Here is a 15,769-nt window from a genome sequence, read left to right as displayed (position 1 = left end):
CGGCCTTTGCGATTACGCTTCCGTACGCCGCTCTCAAGCTGAAGTTTTTGCCACTGGGGTAGAAAAGCCTGACAAAAGTCATCGACATGGCAAAATAAGTCCACTAATTTGTGCATAGCTGGTTCCTTGTGATAAGTCTCTCTTGGTCGAAAGATCTGATCGCAGAACCAGCTTTTAGTTCCCTTCTTTTTTTATCCCGAGTTCAGGTTAGTTAAACAACTTTCGGTGTCACCACAACAAGCCACGACAGGTGCTGGCGCGTTACTCTCTTTCGCTCAGACTCAATTAAGCTCGAGACAAAAGAGTGAATTGAACTCGTTAATTCCGGGGTTAAGTACGCTGACTGGCAGTGGTTTACTCAGTTCTGTTGAAAATATGGAAAGCGTTAAAAATGCGTTTGCATCTGTAGGACTGGATCCTGCACTGATTTCTCAATTCGCTCCAGTGATTTTGAATTATCTCGGTACACAAGGTGCGAGTAGCGGTTTAATGAGCTCGCTGAGCAGCTTATGGCAATAGCCTAGCCATTACTGTTTGTAGTTGCATAGATACAAAAAAGCCGAGCATAAATGCTCGGCTTTTCAGTTCTTACGAACCCACTGATTACTCAGCAGCAGCTTCTTCAGATGCTTCTGGGCGATCTACAAGCTCAATGTAAGCCATTGGAGCTTTGTCACCAGCACGGAAGCCAGCTTTTAGGATACGAGTATAACCGCCCTGACGAGCAGCAAAACGTGGACCTAGTTCGTTGAATAGTTTCGCAACTACTTCGTTATCACGAGTACGTGCAAATGCTAGACGACGGTTAGCAACACTGTCAGTCTTAGCTAGTGTAATCAAAGGCTCAACTACGCGACGTAGCTCTTTTGCTTTTGGCAATGTAGTCTTGATTACTTCATGACGTACAAGAGAGCTAGCCATATTGCTGAACATCGCTTTGCGATGGCTGCTGTTGCGGTTGAGTTGACGACCACTCTTACGATGGCGCATGACCTAATCCTTCTAACTAGTATCGATTAATCTTCAGCGATAGACGCTGGTGGCCAATTTTCTAGGCGCATGCCAAGAGAAAGACCACGTGATGCAAGTACGTCTTTAATCTCAGTAAGAGATTTTTTACCAAGGTTTGGCGTTTTAAGTAGCTCAACCTCGGTACGCTGTACAAGATCACCGATGTAGTGAATCGCTTCTGCTTTTAGACAGTTAGCAGAGCGAACTGTTAGTTCAAGATCGTCTACAGGACGCAGTAGAATCGGATCGAACTCCGGCTTCTCTTCTTTCTCCTCAGGAACACGTACATCACGAAGATCTACGAATGCATCCAATTGCTCAGCTAGGATAGTAGCTGCGCGACGGATAGCTTCCTCAGGTTCTAGAGTACCGTTCGTTTCCATATCGATAACAAGCTTGTCTAAGTCAGTACGCTGCTCAACACGTGCCGCTTCTACAGCGTAGGCAATTTTGTCTACTGGGCTGTAAGTTGCGTCAACAAGCAGACGACCGATTGGACGCTCATCTTCTTCAGTATGGATACGAGCTGAAGCTGGAACGTAACCACGACCACGTTCAACTTTGATTCGCATAGAAATCTCAGCGTTGTCATCCGTTAGGTGACAAATAACGTGTTCTGGGTTAGCGATCTCTACATCACCATCATGGGTGATGTCACCTGCAACAACAGGGCCTGAGCCTGATTTGTTCAGTGTAATAAACACTTCATCTTTGCCTTCAGCAACGCGAACAGCTAGGCCTTTCAAGTTTAGAAGTATCTCAAGGATATCCTCTTGAACACCTTCTTTAGTGCTGTACTCGTGCAGAACGCCTTCGATTTCAACTTCAGTCACTGCACAACCTGGCATAGACGAAAGTAAAATACGGCGAAGTGCATTACCTAGAGTGTGACCAAAGCCACGCTCTAATGGCTCAAGAGTTACTTTTGCGTGTGTCGTGCTGATCTGTTCGATGTCAACAAGACGTGGCTTAAGAAATTCTGTTACAGAACCCTGCATTGTGTCCTCTCTTTAGTTTAAACCTTACTTAGAGTAAAGCTCGACGATCAAGTGTTCGTTAATGTCAGCAGATAGATCTGAACGCTCAGGCATACGCTTGAATGTACCTTCCATCTTGCCAGCATCTACTTCAATCCAAGTTGGTTTTTCACGTTGTTCTGCAACTTCTAGAGCTGCTTTAATACGAGCTTGCTGTTTAGCTTTCTCGCGGATAGAAACAACGTCGTTAGCCGCAACTTTGAAAGAAGGAACGTTTACAACTTTACCGTTAACTAGGATAGCTTTGTGGCTAACTAGCTGACGTGCTTCTGCGCGAGTTGCGCCAAAGCCCATGCGGTAAACTACGTTATCTAGACGACCTTCAAGAAGCTGAAGTAGGTTTTCACCCGTGTTGCCTTTAAGGCGAGCGGCTTCTTTGTAGTAGTTACGGAATTGTTTTTCTAGAACGCCATAGATACGACGAACCTTTTGCTTCTCACGAAGCTGAACGCCATACTCAGATAGACGACCGCGACGAGCGCCGTGTACACCTGGTGCGTTATCAATTTTACACTTGGTATCGATCGCGCGTACACCAGACTTAAGGAATAAGTCAGTACCTTCGCGACGGCTAAGCTTCAGCTTAGGACCCAAATATCTTGCCATGATTCTTCTCCAATTATCCTAGAAACGTTATACGCGACGTTTCTTAGGTGGACGACAACCGTTATGAGGGATTGGTGTCGCGTCAACGATGTTCGTGATGCGGAAACCAGCAGCGTTCAGAGCGCGAACAGTAGATTCACGACCTGGACCTGGACCCTTAACCATAACTTCCAAGTTCTTAAGACCGTATTCTTTAGCCATTTCAGCACAACGCTCAGCAGCAACCTGTGCAGCGAACGGAGTAGACTTACGAGAACCGCGGAAACCTGAACCACCTGCAGTAGCCCATGCTAGAGCGTTACCTTGACGGTCAGTAATAGTTACGATTGTGTTATTGAAAGAAGCATGGATGTGCGCAACGCCATCTGCAACTTGCTTGCGTACGCGCTTACGAGCGCGAGTTGGTTGTTTAGCCATTGTACTCTACCTTCCCGATTATTTCTTGATCGGCTTACGCGGACCCTTGCGGGTGCGAGCGTTGGTTTTAGTACGCTGTCCACGTAGTGGTAGACTGCGACGATGACGAAGACCACGGTAACAGCCAAGGTCCATAAGACGCTTGATGTTCATTGATACTTCACGACGTAGATCACCTTCTACAGTGTACTTAGCTACACCATCACGCAGTTGATCGATCTGCTCTTCAGTTAGTTCACTGATCTTAACATCTTCAGCAATACCCACTTCAGCTAGGATAGCTTGAGAGCGAGTTTTACCGATGCCGTAGATCGCAGTTAGAGCGATTACAGCGTGTTTTTGATCAGGAATGTTAATGCCGGCTATACGGGCCATTATTCACTCCTAGTGTTTCTTAAAAAGAATAGCCGCAGCAAAGCCCGTTATGGATACGCTGCGGAGTGCTACTTCTTTTGCACGCAAAAGGTAGGCCGAGGAATATACTCGACCATACCTTTAATTTCAAGTAAAAATTTCTGCTTAATTAGCCTTGGCGCTGTTTGTGCTTTGGCTCACTGCAGATAACACGCACAACACCGTTGCGCTTGATAACTTTGCAGTTACGGCAGATTTTTTTAACGGAAGCACGAACTTTCATTGCTAAACTCCGTAAATGAAATCTGAGACTACCGCCGTATTAACGGCCGTACCCTTTCAGATTTGCTTTTTTCAACACAGAATCATACTGTTGTGACATCAGATGAGTCTGTACCTGTGCCATAAAGTCCATAATTACTACCACTACGATAAGTAGTGAAGTACCGCCGAAGTAGAAACGAACGTTCCACGCGACCATCATGAACTCGGGAATCAGACAGATAAAGGTAATATATAGAGCACCAGCAAGGGTAAGTCTAGTCATTACTTTATCAATATATTTAGCTGTCTGCTCACCTGGGCGGATGCCGGGTACGAACGCACCAGACTTCTTCAAGTTATCTGCTGTTTCACGCGGGTTGAATACCAACGCCGTGTAGAAGAAACAGAAGAATATAATCGCTGCAGCATAAAGCATTACATACAACGGTTGACCTGGGCTAAGAGCCAATGACACGTCAGTTAACCAACCGAACGCGCTGCTCTCACCATTTTGGCCAAACCACTGAGCCAATGTTCCTGGGAACAGGATAATACTTGATGCAAAGATTGCTGGAATAACACCTGCCATGTTGATTTTCAACGGTAGGTGTGTGCTTTGTGCAGCAAATACTTTGCGGCCTTGTTGGCGTTTTGCGTAGTTGACGACGATACGACGTTGACCACGCTCCATGAAGACCACAAAATAAATAACTGCGAAAGCTAGTACAGCAATCAACAGCAGAAGAAGTACGTGCAGTTCACCTTGACGCGCTTGCTCGATTGTTTGACCGATTGCCGAAGGCAATCCAGCAACAATACCTGCAAAAATCAGAATGGAAATACCATTACCGATTCCACGCTCTGTAATTTGTTCACCTAACCACATTAAGAACATGGTACCAGTTACTAAACTTACGGTTGCAATTAGCGTAAACATGGTTTGGTTGATAACAACCAGATTATTGACCATGTTTGGAAGGCCAGTTGCGATACCTATTGCCTGGAATGTTGCAAGTACAAGCGTACCATAACGCGTATATTGGCTGATCTTACGACGCCCTGCCTCACCCTCTTTCTTGAGTTCGGCTAACGCTGGATGAACTACAGTTAGCAACTGGACAACAATCGACGCCGAAATATACGGCATGATGCCCAGTGCTAAAATAGATGCACGCTCTAATGCACCACCGGAGAACATGTTAAACATTTCTACGATGGTACCTTTTTGCTGTTCGAACAAATCGGCAAGTACAGCCGCGTCAATACCAGGAATCGGTACAAAAGAGCCAGCGCGGAACACTAAAAGTGCACCAATTACAAATAAAAGGCGCGACTTGAGTTCGTTTAAGCCGCTCTTAGCACTACTAAAATCTTGTCCTGGTTTCTTAGCCATCTGTACCTCGTCCCTCGAGATTAATCCTCGATTTTACCGCCTGCAGCTTCGATTGCAGCTTTAGCGCCTTTAGTCACGCGTAGACCTTTAACAGTCACAGCTTTGTTGATTTCACCTGAAAGAACAACTTTTACAAATTCGATGTTCTTAGTGATAACGTTAGCTGCTTTAAGGCTGTTTAGGTCAACAACATCACCAGTTACTTTCGCTAGCTCAGCTAGACGAACTTCAGTAGACACTAGGCTCTTACGAGAAGTGAAACCGAATTTAGGTAGACGTTGTTTCAAAGGCATTTGACCGCCTTCGAAGCCTGGACGAACACTGCCGCCAGAGCGTGATTTTTGGCCTTTGTGACCACGGCCACCAGTTTTACCTAGGCCAGAACCGATACCACGACCTACGCGCTTCTTAGAAGGCTTAGAACCCGCAGCCGGTGATAGAGTATTCAAACGCATTCTGATTACTCCTCAACTTTAACCATGTAGTAAACCTTGTTGATCATGCCGCGCACGCACGGAGTATCTTCAAGTTCTACTGTGTGGTTGATTTTACGAAGGCCAAGACCTTTAAGACACGCTTTGTGCTTAGGTAGGCGACCAATTGAGCTCTTAGTTTGAGTTACTTTGATAGTTGCCATGGTGTTCTTACTCCGAAATAGCTTCAACAGTTAGACCACGTTTAGCAGCAACCATTTCTGGTGACTTCATGCTACCTAGAGCATCGATCGTTGCACGAACGATGTTGATAGGGTTCGTAGAACCGTATGCTTTAGATAGTACGTTGTGTACACCTGCAACTTCTAGTACTGCACGCATCGCACCACCTGCGATAACACCCGTACCTTCTGCTGCTGGCTGCATGTAAACTTTAGAGCCAGAGTGGCGACCTTTCACCGGGTGGTGAAGAGTGCCTTCGTTTAGCGCTACAGTAACCATGTTACGACGCGCTTTTTCCATTGCTTTTTGAATCGCAGCAGGAACTTCACGGGCTTTACCGTAACCGAAACCTACACGACCGTTACCGTCACCAACTACTGTTAGTGCAGTGAAGCTCATGATTCGACCACCTTTAACCGTCTTAGAAACACGGTTAACTGCGATTAGCTTTTCTTGCAAATCACTAGCTTGTTGTTGTTCTTTAGCCATCTTCCAACCCTACCTTAGAATTTCAGACCAGCTTCGCGAGCAGATTCTGCTAGCGCCGCTACTCGACCGTGGTATTGGAAACCAGAACGATCGAATGCAACAGCAGATACGCCTTTCTCAAGCGCGCGCTCAGCAATAGCTTTACCTACTGCTTTAGCTGCATCGATGTTACCAGTACTCTTAACTTCTTCACGAATTGCTTTTTCTACCGTAGAAGCGGCTGCGATTACTTCAGAGCCGTTCGCTGCGATTACTTGAGCGTAAACGTGACGAGGAGTACGGTGTACTACTAGGCGAGTTGCACCCAGTTCTGCAATCTTACGACGTGCACGTGTAGCACGACGGATGCGAGATGCTTTCTTATCCATAGTGTTACCTTACTTCTTCTTAGCTTCTTTAGTACGCACATTTTCATCTGCGTAACGAACACCTTTACCTTTATAAGGCTCAGGCTCACGGTAAGAACGAATGTCAGCCGCTACTTGACCAACTAGTTGCTTGTCACAACCAGTGATCACGATTTCAGTTTGGCTTGGACATTCAGCTTTAACACCCGCTGGCAACTCGTGCTCAACTGGGTGAGAGAAGCCTAGTGTTAGACCTACAGCGTTGCCTTTGATAGCAGCACGGTAACCAACACCTTTAAGAGTTAGCTTCTTAGTAAAGCCTTCAGTAACACCAACAACCATGTTGTTTACTAGTGCACGAGCAGTACCTGCTTGTGCCCATGCGTTAACAACACCATCGCGTGGACCGAAAGTAAGGTTGTTCTCTTCTTGCGCAATAACTACAGCGTTGTTTAGAACGCGAGTTAGTTCGCCTTTAGCGCCTTTAACGGTAATTTCTTGACCGTTAAGTTTCACCTCTACGCCAGCTGGAATAGCGACAGGTGCCTTAGCAACACGAGACATAATCTACTCCTATTAAGCTACGTAACAGATGATTTCACCGCCAAGACCTGCTTTACGTGCAGCGCGGTCTGACATCAGACCCTTGGAAGTAGAAACAACAGCAATACCCAAACCGCCCATCACAGTTGGTAGCGAGTCTTTGTTTTTGTAGACACGCAGACCAGGACGTGAAACACGTTTGATTTGCTCAATTACAGGTTTCGCTTGGAAGTACTTAAGAGTAACTTCTAGCTCTGGTTTTGCTTCGCCTTCAACAGCGAAGTCAACGATGTAACCTTCAGCTTTCAGTAGTGCAGCAATTGCAACTTTAAGCTTTGAAGAAGGCATTTTAACAGCAACTTTGTTTGCTGCCTGACCGTTACGAATGCGGGTCAGCATATCCGAAATCGGATCTTGCATGCTCATAAGATTTACTCCAAATGATTAAGTGGCAATTACCAGCTAGCCTTACGAAGTCCAGGAATCTCGCCTTTCATGCAAGCTTCACGAACTTTGATACGGCTTAGACCGAACTTACGTAGGTAACCGTGTGGGCGACCAGTTTGGTTGCAACGGTTGCGCTGACGTGATGCACTTGAATCACGTGGAAGAGTCTGCAGTTTAAGAACCGCGTTCCAACGATCTTCTTCAGATGCGTTTACATCGCTGATGATAGCTTTTAGAGCTGCACGCTTTTCAGCGAACTTAGCTACTAGCTTCGCGCGTTTTACTTCGCGCGCTTTCATTGATTGTTTAGCCATAACAGTAACCCTTCACCTTACTTACGGAATGGGAAGTTAAAGGCAGCCAGCAGAGCTCGGCCTTCCTCATCGTTTGCAGCAGACGTCGTAATAGTGATGTCTAGGCCGCGAACACGATCTACTTTATCGTAGTCGATTTCCGGGAAGATGATTTGCTCGCGAACGCCCATGCTGTAGTTACCGCGTCCGTCAAAAGACTTAGCGCTAACGCCACGGAAGTCACGTACACGTGGAAGTGCGATAGAGATTAAACGCTCTAAAAATTCCCACATACGTTCGCCACGCAAGGTTACTTTACAACCAATTGGGTAGCCTTCACGAATTTTGAAACCAGCAACAGATTTACGCGCTTTAGTGATAAGAGGCTTTTGACCAGAGATCGTTGCCATATCAGCTGCTGCGTTTTCTAGCAGTTTCTTATCGTTGATTGCTTCACCAACGCCCATGTTTAGGGTGATTTTCTCAATCCTAGGGACTTGCATGACGCTTGAGTAGTTGAATTGTTTGGTCAATTCAGCAACTACAGACGACTTGTAGTAATCATGCAGTTTCGCCATAGTAGAACTCCAAATTACTTTCTAATTAGTTAGAAACAGTTTCACCGTTAGACTTGAAGAAACGAACTTTCTTGCCATCTTCAATACGGAAACCGATGCGGTCAGCTTTGCCAGTAGCCGCGTTAAAGATTGCAACGTTAGAAGCATCAATAGCTGCTTCTTGTTCAACGATGCCACCTTGTTGACCTAGAGCCGGTACAGGCTTTTGGTGTTTTTTAACAAGGTTGATACCTTCAACGATAACTTTACCGGTTGCTAGAACCTTAGTTACTTTACCTTTCTTGCCTTTATCTTTACCAGCAAGAACGATTACTTCGTCGTTACGACGGATTTTAGCTGCCATGTTGACGCTCCTTACAGAACTTCAGGTGCTAGTGACACAATTTTCATGAATTTCGCGTTACGAAGTTCACGAGTCACAGGACCAAAGATACGTGTGCCGACTGGTTGCTCAGTAGTGTCGTTTAACAATACACAAGCATTACGGTCGAAGCGAATGACAGAACCGTCTGGACGACGAACGCCTTTACGGGTGCGAACAACTACCGCCTTCAGAACATCACCTTTTTTAACTTTACCGCGAGGAATTGCTTCTTTCACAGTAACTTTGATGATGTCGCCGATGTGTGCATAACGACGGTGTGAGCCACCCAGAACCTTAATACACATTACCTTGCGCGCGCCAGAGTTATCTGCTGCGTCAAGTGTACTTTGCATTTGGATCATTGTTAGTGCTCCGCTAAATATTAAAAACTAGACCCTCTCGGGTCGGGCTGCCTCTTTAAAGGGACGCGAATTGTACCACCCTTTTTTGTGATTGGGTAGACAAAAAATAAGCGGCCCCAAAAAAAATTTGGAGCCGCTTGATTTTCATAAAAAAAAACGATTAAATCTTCGCTTTTTCTACAATGCTAACCAAAGTCCAAGATTTCATCTTAGACAGTGGACGGCACTCACGAATTTCAACAGTGTCGCCAATGCCACACTCGTTGTTTTCGTCATGTGCGTGTAGTTTAGTCGTACGCTTTACGAATTTACCGTAAATTGGGTGTTTAACCATGCGTTCGATTGCAACAACAATAGACTTGTCAGCTTTGTTGCTGATTACACGACCTTGTTGGGTACGAATTTGTTCGCTCATTATGCGCCTGCCTTCTCAGTCAAAACAGTTTTCACACGTGCGATATCACGGCGTACAGCTTTAAGAGTATGAGTCTGCTGTAGTTGACCAGTAGCAGCTTGCATGCGCAAGTTGAACTGTTCGCGTAGCAAATTCAATAGCTCGGCGTTAAGCTCTTCAACGCTTTTTTCGCGTAGATCTTGTGCTTTCATCACATCACCTGCTTAATTACAAATGTAGTTTTGAATGGCAGTTTACGAGCCGCTAGGCGGAACGCTTCACGTGCCAACTCTTCAGGTACACCGTCCATTTCGTACATAACCTTACCAGGTTGGATTTGGGCTACCCAGTACTCAACGTTACCTTTACCCTTACCTTGACGAACTTCTAGTGGTTTTTCTGTGATAGGCTTGTCTGGGAATACACGAATCCAGATTTTACCTTGACGCTTAACGTGACGCGTCATTGCACGACGAGCCGCTTCGATCTGACGAGCAGTAAGACGACCACGACCAACAGCCTTAAGACCGAATGTGCCGAAGCTTACGTCTGTACCTTTAGCTAGACCACGGTTGCGACCAGTCTGAACCTTACGGAACTTAGTACGTTTAGGTTGTAGCATCTGTCGACTCCTTACTTACGGCCTTTGCGCTGCTTCTTAGGCTTATCGCCTTTTGGCTCTACAGCGTTAGCTGCTGGCATACCGCCTAGAATCTCACCTTTGAAGATCCAAACTTTAATGCCGATCACACCATATTGAGTGTGAGCCGAAGAAGTTGCGTAATCAATGTCAGCACGTAGAGTATGTAGAGGCACACGACCTTCACGATACCACTCAGAACGTGCGATTTCAGCGCCGCCTAGACGACCGCTTACTTCCACTTTGATACCTTTAGCGCCAAGACGCATAGCGTTTTGAACCGCACGCTTCATAGCGCGACGGAACATAACACGACGCTCAAGTTGAGACGCGATGCTATCAGCCACAAGTTGGCCGTCTAGCTCAGGCTTACGTACCTCAGCGATGTTAATCTGCGCTGGTACACCTGCGATTTTAGCTACAGCAGTGCGTAGCTTCTCAACGTCTTCACCTTTCTTACCGATAACAACGCCAGGACGAGCAGTGTGAATAGTCACACGAATGCTCTTAGCTGGACGCTCGATAACGATACGTGAAAGAGACGCTTTTGCTAGTTCCTTAGTAAGGAACTGACGTACCTTGAAGTCGCCGTCTAGGTTGTCAGCGAATTCTTTGGTGTTAGCAAACCATGTAGCATTCCAAGGCTTAACGATGCCAAGACGAATACCATTAGGATGTACTTTCTGACCCATTGCTTATCTCCTAGTCTTAAGCGTCTGCAACAACAACAGTGATGTGGCAAGAACGCTTCAAGATACGGTCCGCACGGCCTTTAGCACGAGGCATGATACGCTTCATGATTGGGCCTTCATCTACGAAGATTTTAGCGACTGATAGATCGTCGATATCTGCACCTTCGTTGTGTTCCGCATTCGCGATTGCTGATTCAAGAACTTTCTTAACTAGTACAGCAGCTTTTTTGTTGCTGAAAGTTAGTAGTTCAAGAGCTTGATCCACGTTTTTACCGCGGATTTGGTCTGCAACTAAGCGAGCTTTCTGTGGAGAAATACGAGCAAAGTTATGTTTAGCGATAGCTTCCATCATCTACTCCTTATTTCTTCTTAGCTTTCTTATCAGCAGCGTGGCCGCGATAAGTGCGAGTTGGTGCAAATTCACCCAGTTTGTGACCGATCATTTCTTCGGTTACGAATACTGGTACGTGCTGACGACCATTATGGACAGCGATGGTCAAACCAATCATTGATGGAATGATCATTGAACGACGGGACCAAGTCTTAACAGGCTTTTTGTCTCCGCTTTCCACCGCTTTCTCTACCTTCTTCAGCAAGTGTAGGTCAATAAAAGGACCTTTCTTGAGAGAACGTGGCATGGCGATTCCTCTTTATAGATTACTTGTTACGACGACGTACGATGTACTTGTCAGTGCGCTTGTTCTTACGAGTCTTAAAGCCTTTAGTTGGCTGACCCCAAGGAGATACTGGGTGACGGCCACCAGAAGTACGACCTTCACCACCACCGTGTGGGTGGTCTACCGGGTTCATAACCACACCGCGAACGGTTGGACGAACACCGCGCCAGCGGCTAGCACCAGCTTTACCCAGTTCACGTAGCATGTGCTCAGCATTACCTACTTCACCGATTGTTGCACGGCCTTCAGATAGTACTTTGCGCATTTCGCCTGAACGTAGGCGTAGAGTTACATATGCACCATCGCGAGCGATAAGTTGTGCGTATGCACCAGCAGAACGAGCAATTTGTGCACCTTTACCAGGTTTTAGTTCAACACAGTGAACTGTAGAACCTACTGGGATGTTGCGCATTGGCAGAGTGTTACCTGCTTTGATAGGCGCATCAACACCAGATTGGATTTGGTCACCCGCTTGGATGCCCTTTGGTGCAATGATGTAGCGACGCTCACCGTCTGCGTACAGAACTAGAGCGATGTTTGCGCTACGGTTTGGATCGTATTCTAGGCGCTCAACTTTCGCTGGGATGCCATCTTTAGTACGTTTGAAATCGATCAAACGATAGTGATGCTTGTGACCACCACCGATGTGACGTACTGTGATACGACCGTTGTTGTTACGACCACCGTTCTTAGAGTTTTTCTCTAGAAGTGGAGCGTAAGGCTTACCTTTGTGTAGGTCAGCGTTAACAACTTTAACTACGTGACGACGACCAGGGGAAGTCGGCTTACATTTAACAATAGCCATTGTTTAACTACTCCTGTTATTCCGCACCGCCAACGAAGTCAAGATCTTGACCTTCCGCCAGAGTCACATACGCCTTCTTAACGTCGCTGCGGCGACCTTGACGTAGACCTTGACGTTTAGTCTTACCCTTAAGAATAAGAGTATTTACAGACTTAACTTCAACTTCAAATAGCTTTTCTACAGCTGCCTTGATCTCTTTTTTAGTTGCATCTTTAGCTACTTTGAAAACGATAGTGTTCGCTTTCTCAGCTGCCATAGTTGCTTTCTCAGAGATATGAGGAGCACGTAGAACTTTTAGGATACGCTCTTCAGTGATCATGCTAGCATCTCCTCAACTTGCTTAACTGCTTGCGCAGTAATTACAACTTTGTCGAACGCGATTAGTGAAACTGGATCGATACCAGCAACGTCACGTGCGTCAACCTTGTATAGGTTACGAGCAGCTAGGAATAGATTCTCATCTACTTCGCTAGTCACGATTAGCGCATCTGTTAGCTCAAGCTCTTTAAGCTTAGCTACAAGCTCTTTAGTTTTTGGAGCTTCTACAGAGAAGTTATCAACAACGATTAGACGCTCTTGACGAACTAGCTCAGAAAGAATGCTCTTCATAGCACCGCGGTACATTTTCTTGTTTACTTTTTGGCTGTGATCTTGTGGTTTCGCAGCAAAAGTAACACCACCTGTACGCCAGATAGGGCTACGGATTGTACCAGCACGAGCACGGCCAGTACCTTTTTGACGCCATGGCTTAGCGCCACCGCCAGATACTTCAGAACGAGTCTTTTGAGCGCGAGTACCTTGACGAGCACCTGCTGCATAAGCAACAACTACTTGGTGTACAAGAGCTTCGTTGAAGTCACGTCCGAAAGTAGTCTCGGAAACAGTTAGTGCATCAGCACCTTTAACCATCAATTCCATTACTTACTCCTAGACGTTAAGCTTTAATAGCTGGTTTAACGATCACGTTGCCGCCAGTTGCGCCTGGGACTGCACCTTTAATAAGAAGCAGATTGCGCTCAGCGTCAACACGTACGATCTCTAGGTTTTGAGTCGTTACACGCTCTGCACCCATGTGACCTGCCATTTTTTTGCCTTTAAATACGCGACCTGGAGTTTGGCATTGACCAATTGAACCCGGTGCACGGTGAGACAAAGAGTTACCGTGTGTCATATCTTGAGTAGCGAAGTTCCAACGCTTAACAGCGCCTTGGAAGCCTTTACCCTTAGATGTACCAGTAACGTCTACTTTTTTAACGTCGTTGAATAGTTCTACGTTTAGCTCAGCGCCAACTTCAAACTCTTCACCGTTTTCCAAACGGAATTCCCAAAGACCGCGACCTGCTTCAACACCTGCTTTCGCAAAGTGGCCAGCTTCTGGCTTAGAAACACGGCTAGCTTTCTTAGCACCCGCAGTTACTTGGATTGCTGCATAACCGTCAGTATCAAGTGTACGTACTTGAGTTACACGGTTCGCTTCAACCTCAACAACTGTTACAGGGATAGAAACGCCTTCTTCGGTAAAAATGCGGGTCATACCCACTTTACGTCCGACTAGACCAATCATTCTTCTAATCTCCCTTAACCTAGGCTGATTTGAACATCAACGCCAGCAGCAAGATCAAGACGCATTAGAGCATCAACAGTTTTGTCTGTTGGCTCAACGATGTCGATCAAACGCTTGTGAGTACGGATTTCGTACTGGTCACGTGCATCTTTGTTGACGTGTGGAGAGATAAGAACAGTGAAACGCTCTTTACGAGTAGGTAGTGGAATTGGACCACGAACCTGTGCGCCGGTACGCTTAGCTGTTTCAACGATTTCCGCAGTAGACTGGTCGATTAGTTTATAATCGAAAGCCTTTAGGCGGATACGAATACGTTGGTTCTGCATGAGACAGAGCTCCAATAATTAATTATTACACAAACAATATCGCCACTCATACTCGCAAAGACGAGAGAATGTCGATTGATTTATGTGAAACCGTAGCACTCCAATTGAGCGCATTGTCAGCTAATTTTCGATTAGCCTACTATCATAGATAGCGGGTTAATTGTATTAACTGCGAACATAAGCTGAGTCTACGTTACTAAGTGATTTACCGAAGTGAGTCACTTACTCCTCTTTGCTCATTGGTTCACAACTGGCTTAACCAGTGCGACGCATTATACAGATCACAAAAAGGGATGCAAGCACTGAGGGAAAATTAATCAGAAATGTTTTTGATGAAGGCCCAAGCATCGCACCTAGGCCCCTTTATTGTTTATTCTTCATCAACAAATTGAGCTTGTAAATAGTTTTCAATACCGACCTTGTCGATGAGCCCTAACTGGGTTTCTAACCAATCAACATGCTCTTCTTCATCTTCTAGAATTGTTTGAAATATATCTCGTGATACAAAGTCACGAGTATCTTCTGCGTAGGCAATTGCATCTTTTAAGTCCGGGATAGCTTCCATTTCTAGCTTCAAATCGCACTCCAGCATTTCTTTGGTGTCCTCACCGATCATCAGCTTGCCCAAATCTTGCAAATTGGGCAGTCCCTCTAAAAATAAGATGCGCTCAATGAGATGATCAGCGTGGTTCATTTCATCGATGGATTCGTGATATTCCTTATCTGCTAGGTGCTTTAAGCCCCAGTCTTTATACATTCTTGCGTGCAGAAAATATTGATTGATAGCAACCAGCTCATTGCCGAGAATTTTATTGAGATGTTGAATTATGATTGGATCGCCTTTCATGACAAAAACCTCTTCTTTGGCCCACTATTAAATGTAGAACCTATTAGGGAGGTGTCAAAGTGACCTGGCGATGGTCTTGAAGTTAGCCTACTTTTGCAAGCTGAAGCGCCTGTGTCTCGGTTAAGATTTCTTTCGCTTGTTTCACACACTTGCCACATTGAGAGCCAAGAGAAGTGCATTTTCTGATGGTGCGCATATCGCTGATACCCTCTTCGATAGCAAGCTTACGCAATTTTTTATCAGAGATGCCGTGGCAAAGACAAACAAACATAATACAACCTTAAACAATTCACGGATATAAATATAAACAAGAATTGTTAGCATTACCAGTGCTATTTTGGATTAAGCTGACAGCAATCGGCTAACCCACTGAACAAGGAATACATTTAGTTGTGCAAAAAAAAGAGGAGCCTAAGCTCCTCTTTTCGCGTTTATTGCGATTATCAACTAAATATTAGTCGAAGATCTTAGCAACAACACCAGCACCTACTGTACGGCCACCTTCACGGATAGCGAAACGTAGACCTTCGTCCATTGCGATTGGAGCGATTAGCTCAACTTGCATTTGGATGTTGTCACCTGGCATTACCATTTCTACGCCTTCTGGTAGAGAGATGTCACCAGTTACGTCAGTTGTACGGAAGTAGAACTGTGGACGGTAGC

General features: G+C 45.6%; 31 protein-coding genes and 2 pseudogenes. 1 reads left to right on the top strand and 32 read right to left on the bottom strand.

Annotation, left to right across the window (positions count from 1 at the left end):
• A pseudogene (locus tag VTH8203_RS25795) lies at positions 1 to 116 on the bottom strand (IS982 family transposase); the annotation flags it as partial.
• Between the two features lie 103 nt (positions 117 to 219).
• On the opposite strand from VTH8203_RS25795, the pseudogene VTH8203_RS18135 reads away from it, so the two are divergent.
• A pseudogene (locus VTH8203_RS18135) lies at positions 220 to 519 on the top strand (DUF2780 domain-containing protein); the annotation flags it as partial.
• A gap of 84 nt (positions 520 to 603) precedes the next feature.
• On the opposite strand, the gene rplQ reads toward VTH8203_RS18135, so the two are convergent.
• The 31 genes from rplQ to VTH8203_RS17980 all read right to left on the bottom strand — a co-directional run.
• Positions 604 to 990, bottom strand: coding sequence for a 50S ribosomal protein L17 (rplQ, locus tag VTH8203_RS18130; protein ID WP_031493230.1), 387 nt, complete (start codon positions 988 to 990; stop codon positions 604 to 606).
• 26 nt (positions 991 to 1,016) lie between these two features.
• Positions 1,017 to 2,009, bottom strand: coding sequence for a DNA-directed RNA polymerase subunit alpha (locus VTH8203_RS18125; protein WP_038228852.1), 993 nt, complete (start codon positions 2,007 to 2,009; stop codon positions 1,017 to 1,019).
• 24 nt (positions 2,010 to 2,033) lie between these two features.
• Positions 2,034 to 2,654: a 30S ribosomal protein S4 gene (gene rpsD, locus VTH8203_RS18120; RefSeq protein ID WP_031493229.1), complete on the bottom strand. Its 621-nt coding sequence runs from the start codon at positions 2,652 to 2,654 to the stop codon at positions 2,034 to 2,036.
• Positions 2,655 to 2,681: 27 nt separating this feature from the next.
• A complete protein-coding gene (rpsK, locus tag VTH8203_RS18115; RefSeq protein WP_001118870.1) occupies positions 2,682 to 3,071 on the bottom strand; it encodes a 30S ribosomal protein S11 in 390 nt (129 codons plus the stop codon).
• 18 nt (positions 3,072 to 3,089) lie between these two features.
• Positions 3,090 to 3,446 carry a 30S ribosomal protein S13 gene (rpsM, locus tag VTH8203_RS18110; protein ID WP_005450559.1) on the bottom strand — a complete coding sequence of 119 codons (357 nt, stop codon included), beginning with the start codon at positions 3,444 to 3,446 and terminating at the stop codon, positions 3,090 to 3,092.
• Between the two features lie 148 nt (positions 3,447 to 3,594).
• Complete coding sequence (rpmJ, locus tag VTH8203_RS18105; protein WP_000868186.1) at positions 3,595 to 3,708, bottom strand: 50S ribosomal protein L36; 114 nt, start codon at positions 3,706 to 3,708, stop codon at positions 3,595 to 3,597.
• Between the two features lie 39 nt (positions 3,709 to 3,747).
• A complete protein-coding gene (gene secY / locus VTH8203_RS18100; protein WP_006075579.1) occupies positions 3,748 to 5,082 on the bottom strand; it encodes a preprotein translocase subunit SecY in 1,335 nt (444 codons plus the stop codon).
• A gap of 20 nt (positions 5,083 to 5,102) precedes the next feature.
• Entirely contained in the window at positions 5,103 to 5,537 is a 435-nt protein-coding gene (gene rplO / locus VTH8203_RS18095) for a 50S ribosomal protein L15 (RefSeq protein WP_096994898.1), read from the bottom strand.
• Positions 5,538 to 5,542: 5 nt separating this feature from the next.
• Positions 5,543 to 5,719 carry a 50S ribosomal protein L30 gene (gene rpmD / locus VTH8203_RS18090; RefSeq protein WP_004410429.1) on the bottom strand — a complete coding sequence of 59 codons (177 nt, stop codon included), beginning with the start codon at positions 5,717 to 5,719 and terminating at the stop codon, positions 5,543 to 5,545.
• A 7-nt stretch (positions 5,720 to 5,726) separates the two neighbouring features.
• Complete coding sequence (rpsE, locus tag VTH8203_RS18085; RefSeq protein ID WP_031493227.1) at positions 5,727 to 6,227, bottom strand: 30S ribosomal protein S5; 501 nt, start codon at positions 6,225 to 6,227, stop codon at positions 5,727 to 5,729.
• Positions 6,228 to 6,241: 14 nt separating this feature from the next.
• Entirely contained in the window at positions 6,242 to 6,595 is a 354-nt protein-coding gene (rplR, locus tag VTH8203_RS18080) for a 50S ribosomal protein L18 (RefSeq protein ID WP_006075576.1), read from the bottom strand.
• Between the two features lie 9 nt (positions 6,596 to 6,604).
• The gene (gene rplF, locus VTH8203_RS18075) at positions 6,605 to 7,138 is read right to left on the bottom strand and encodes a 50S ribosomal protein L6 (protein ID WP_096994897.1); all 534 of its coding nucleotides are present in this window, start codon (positions 7,136 to 7,138) and stop codon (positions 6,605 to 6,607) included.
• A gap of 12 nt (positions 7,139 to 7,150) precedes the next feature.
• Positions 7,151 to 7,543 (bottom strand): 30S ribosomal protein S8, encoded by a 393-nt coding sequence (gene rpsH, locus VTH8203_RS18070; RefSeq protein ID WP_006075574.1) that lies wholly within the window; start codon positions 7,541 to 7,543, stop codon positions 7,151 to 7,153.
• Positions 7,544 to 7,572: 29 nt separating this feature from the next.
• The gene (rpsN, locus tag VTH8203_RS18065) at positions 7,573 to 7,878 is read right to left on the bottom strand and encodes a 30S ribosomal protein S14 (RefSeq protein ID WP_006075573.1); all 306 of its coding nucleotides are present in this window, start codon (positions 7,876 to 7,878) and stop codon (positions 7,573 to 7,575) included.
• 17 nt (positions 7,879 to 7,895) lie between these two features.
• Positions 7,896 to 8,435 carry a 50S ribosomal protein L5 gene (gene rplE, locus VTH8203_RS18060; protein WP_006075572.1) on the bottom strand — a complete coding sequence of 180 codons (540 nt, stop codon included), beginning with the start codon at positions 8,433 to 8,435 and terminating at the stop codon, positions 7,896 to 7,898.
• Between the two features lie 25 nt (positions 8,436 to 8,460).
• A complete protein-coding gene (gene rplX / locus VTH8203_RS18055) occupies positions 8,461 to 8,778 on the bottom strand; it encodes a 50S ribosomal protein L24 (RefSeq protein ID WP_096994896.1) in 318 nt (105 codons plus the stop codon).
• Positions 8,779 to 8,789: 11 nt separating this feature from the next.
• Positions 8,790 to 9,161, bottom strand: coding sequence for a 50S ribosomal protein L14 (gene rplN, locus VTH8203_RS18050; RefSeq protein ID WP_006075569.1), 372 nt, complete (start codon positions 9,159 to 9,161; stop codon positions 8,790 to 8,792).
• A 160-nt stretch (positions 9,162 to 9,321) separates the two neighbouring features.
• On the bottom strand, positions 9,322 to 9,576 hold the full coding sequence (rpsQ, locus tag VTH8203_RS18045) for a 30S ribosomal protein S17 (protein ID WP_063604644.1): 255 nt from the start codon (positions 9,574 to 9,576) through the stop codon (positions 9,322 to 9,324).
• The gene (rpmC, locus tag VTH8203_RS18040) at positions 9,576 to 9,767 is read right to left on the bottom strand and encodes a 50S ribosomal protein L29 (protein WP_004410456.1); all 192 of its coding nucleotides are present in this window, start codon (positions 9,765 to 9,767) and stop codon (positions 9,576 to 9,578) included. Before rpmC ends, rpsQ begins: the two co-directional genes overlap by 1 nt.
• The gene (rplP, locus tag VTH8203_RS18035; protein WP_096994895.1) at positions 9,767 to 10,177 is read right to left on the bottom strand and encodes a 50S ribosomal protein L16; all 411 of its coding nucleotides are present in this window, start codon (positions 10,175 to 10,177) and stop codon (positions 9,767 to 9,769) included. Before rplP ends, rpmC begins: the two co-directional genes overlap by 1 nt.
• A gap of 11 nt (positions 10,178 to 10,188) precedes the next feature.
• Positions 10,189 to 10,887: a 30S ribosomal protein S3 gene (gene rpsC, locus VTH8203_RS18030; RefSeq protein ID WP_006075724.1), complete on the bottom strand. Its 699-nt coding sequence runs from the start codon at positions 10,885 to 10,887 to the stop codon at positions 10,189 to 10,191.
• A 16-nt stretch (positions 10,888 to 10,903) separates the two neighbouring features.
• Positions 10,904 to 11,236 (bottom strand): 50S ribosomal protein L22, encoded by a 333-nt coding sequence (gene rplV, locus VTH8203_RS18025; RefSeq protein WP_031495620.1) that lies wholly within the window; start codon positions 11,234 to 11,236, stop codon positions 10,904 to 10,906.
• A gap of 10 nt (positions 11,237 to 11,246) precedes the next feature.
• Complete coding sequence (gene rpsS / locus VTH8203_RS18020; protein WP_031495622.1) at positions 11,247 to 11,525, bottom strand: 30S ribosomal protein S19; 279 nt, start codon at positions 11,523 to 11,525, stop codon at positions 11,247 to 11,249.
• 19 nt (positions 11,526 to 11,544) lie between these two features.
• Positions 11,545 to 12,369, bottom strand: coding sequence for a 50S ribosomal protein L2 (gene rplB / locus VTH8203_RS18015; RefSeq protein WP_096994894.1), 825 nt, complete (start codon positions 12,367 to 12,369; stop codon positions 11,545 to 11,547).
• A 16-nt stretch (positions 12,370 to 12,385) separates the two neighbouring features.
• Positions 12,386 to 12,688, bottom strand: coding sequence for a 50S ribosomal protein L23 (rplW, locus tag VTH8203_RS18010; RefSeq protein ID WP_031495626.1), 303 nt, complete (start codon positions 12,686 to 12,688; stop codon positions 12,386 to 12,388).
• Positions 12,685 to 13,287, bottom strand: coding sequence for a 50S ribosomal protein L4 (gene rplD, locus VTH8203_RS18005; protein ID WP_096994893.1), 603 nt, complete (start codon positions 13,285 to 13,287; stop codon positions 12,685 to 12,687). Before rplD ends, rplW begins: the two co-directional genes overlap by 4 nt.
• A 16-nt stretch (positions 13,288 to 13,303) precedes the next feature.
• Positions 13,304 to 13,933 carry a 50S ribosomal protein L3 gene (gene rplC / locus VTH8203_RS18000; protein WP_063604645.1) on the bottom strand — a complete coding sequence of 210 codons (630 nt, stop codon included), beginning with the start codon at positions 13,931 to 13,933 and terminating at the stop codon, positions 13,304 to 13,306.
• A gap of 14 nt (positions 13,934 to 13,947) precedes the next feature.
• Positions 13,948 to 14,259, bottom strand: a complete 312-nt coding sequence (gene rpsJ / locus VTH8203_RS17995; protein ID WP_031495630.1) for a 30S ribosomal protein S10 — start codon at positions 14,257 to 14,259, stop codon at positions 13,948 to 13,950.
• Between the two features lie 370 nt (positions 14,260 to 14,629).
• Positions 14,630 to 15,106 carry a bacterioferritin gene (gene bfr / locus VTH8203_RS17990; RefSeq protein ID WP_096994892.1) on the bottom strand — a complete coding sequence of 159 codons (477 nt, stop codon included), beginning with the start codon at positions 15,104 to 15,106 and terminating at the stop codon, positions 14,630 to 14,632.
• An 82-nt stretch (positions 15,107 to 15,188) separates the two neighbouring features.
• Positions 15,189 to 15,377: a (2Fe-2S)-binding protein gene (locus tag VTH8203_RS17985; RefSeq protein WP_096994891.1), complete on the bottom strand. Its 189-nt coding sequence runs from the start codon at positions 15,375 to 15,377 to the stop codon at positions 15,189 to 15,191.
• A gap of 183 nt (positions 15,378 to 15,560) precedes the next feature.
• Positions 15,561 to 15,769, bottom strand: a 209-nt coding sequence (locus VTH8203_RS17980) for an EF-Tu C-terminal domain-related protein (RefSeq protein ID WP_503169856.1), incomplete at its 5' end; no start/stop codon positions are given.

This window comes from Vibrio thalassae (assembly GCF_900089835.1).
GTDB lineage: Bacteria > Pseudomonadota > Gammaproteobacteria > Enterobacterales > Vibrionaceae > Vibrio > Vibrio thalassae.
This window is presented reverse-complemented; position numbering and strand designations above follow the sequence as displayed.

Bases quoted from the DNA above. Each gene is read 5' to 3' on its own strand.
- rplQ (WP_031493230.1), bottom strand. From the start codon at position 990: ATGCGCCATCGTAAGAGTGGTCGTCAACTCAACCGCAACAGCAGCCAT.
- VTH8203_RS18125 (WP_038228852.1), bottom strand. From the start codon at position 2,009: ATGCAGGGTTCTGTAACAGAATTTCTTAAGCCACGTCTTGTTGACATC.
- rpsD (WP_031493229.1), bottom strand. From the start codon at position 2,654: ATGGCAAGATATTTGGGTCCTAAGCTGAAGCTTAGCCGTCGCGAAGGT.
- rpsK (WP_001118870.1), bottom strand. From the start codon at position 3,071: ATGGCTAAACAACCAACTCGCGCTCGTAAGCGCGTACGCAAGCAAGTT.
- rpsM (WP_005450559.1), bottom strand. From the start codon at position 3,446: ATGGCCCGTATAGCCGGCATTAACATTCCTGATCAAAAACACGCTGTA.
- rpmJ (WP_000868186.1), bottom strand. From the start codon at position 3,708: ATGAAAGTTCGTGCTTCCGTTAAAAAAATCTGCCGTAACTGCAAAGTT.
- secY (WP_006075579.1), bottom strand. From the start codon at position 5,082: ATGGCTAAGAAACCAGGACAAGATTTTAGTAGTGCTAAGAGCGGCTTA.
- rplO (WP_096994898.1), bottom strand. From the start codon at position 5,537: ATGCGTTTGAATACTCTATCACCGGCTGCGGGTTCTAAGCCTTCTAAG.
- rpmD (WP_004410429.1), bottom strand. From the start codon at position 5,719: ATGGCAACTATCAAAGTAACTCAAACTAAGAGCTCAATTGGTCGCCTA.
- rpsE (WP_031493227.1), bottom strand. From the start codon at position 6,227: ATGGCTAAAGAACAACAACAAGCTAGTGATTTGCAAGAAAAGCTAATC.
- rplR (WP_006075576.1), bottom strand. From the start codon at position 6,595: ATGGATAAGAAAGCATCTCGCATCCGTCGTGCTACACGTGCACGTCGT.
- rplF (WP_096994897.1), bottom strand. From the start codon at position 7,138: ATGTCTCGTGTTGCTAAGGCACCTGTCGCTATTCCAGCTGGCGTAGAG.
- rpsH (WP_006075574.1), bottom strand. From the start codon at position 7,543: ATGAGCATGCAAGATCCGATTTCGGATATGCTGACCCGCATTCGTAAC.
- rpsN (WP_006075573.1), bottom strand. From the start codon at position 7,878: ATGGCTAAACAATCAATGAAAGCGCGCGAAGTAAAACGCGCGAAGCTA.
- rplE (WP_006075572.1), bottom strand. From the start codon at position 8,435: ATGGCGAAACTGCATGATTACTACAAGTCGTCTGTAGTTGCTGAATTG.
- rplX (WP_096994896.1), bottom strand. From the start codon at position 8,778: ATGGCAGCTAAAATCCGTCGTAACGACGAAGTAATCGTTCTTGCTGGT.
- rplN (WP_006075569.1), bottom strand. From the start codon at position 9,161: ATGATCCAAATGCAAAGTACACTTGACGCAGCAGATAACTCTGGCGCG.
- rpsQ (WP_063604644.1), bottom strand. From the start codon at position 9,576: ATGAGCGAACAAATTCGTACCCAACAAGGTCGTGTAATCAGCAACAAA.
- rpmC (WP_004410456.1), bottom strand. From the start codon at position 9,767: ATGAAAGCACAAGATCTACGCGAAAAAAGCGTTGAAGAGCTTAACGCC.
- rplP (WP_096994895.1), bottom strand. From the start codon at position 10,177: ATGCTACAACCTAAACGTACTAAGTTCCGTAAGGTTCAGACTGGTCGC.
- rpsC (WP_006075724.1), bottom strand. From the start codon at position 10,887: ATGGGTCAGAAAGTACATCCTAATGGTATTCGTCTTGGCATCGTTAAG.
- rplV (WP_031495620.1), bottom strand. From the start codon at position 11,236: ATGGAAGCTATCGCTAAACATAACTTTGCTCGTATTTCTCCACAGAAA.
- rpsS (WP_031495622.1), bottom strand. From the start codon at position 11,525: ATGCCACGTTCTCTCAAGAAAGGTCCTTTTATTGACCTACACTTGCTG.
- rplB (WP_096994894.1), bottom strand. From the start codon at position 12,369: ATGGCTATTGTTAAATGTAAGCCGACTTCCCCTGGTCGTCGTCACGTA.
- rplW (WP_031495626.1), bottom strand. From the start codon at position 12,688: ATGATCACTGAAGAGCGTATCCTAAAAGTTCTACGTGCTCCTCATATC.
- rplD (WP_096994893.1), bottom strand. From the start codon at position 13,287: ATGGAATTGATGGTTAAAGGTGCTGATGCACTAACTGTTTCCGAGACT.
- rplC (WP_063604645.1), bottom strand. From the start codon at position 13,933: ATGATTGGTCTAGTCGGACGTAAAGTGGGTATGACCCGCATTTTTACC.
- rpsJ (WP_031495630.1), bottom strand. From the start codon at position 14,259: ATGCAGAACCAACGTATTCGTATCCGCCTAAAGGCTTTCGATTATAAA.
- bfr (WP_096994892.1), bottom strand. From the start codon at position 15,106: ATGAAAGGCGATCCAATCATAATTCAACATCTCAATAAAATTCTCGGC.
- VTH8203_RS17985 (WP_096994891.1), bottom strand. From the start codon at position 15,377: ATGTTTGTTTGTCTTTGCCACGGCATCTCTGATAAAAAATTGCGTAAG.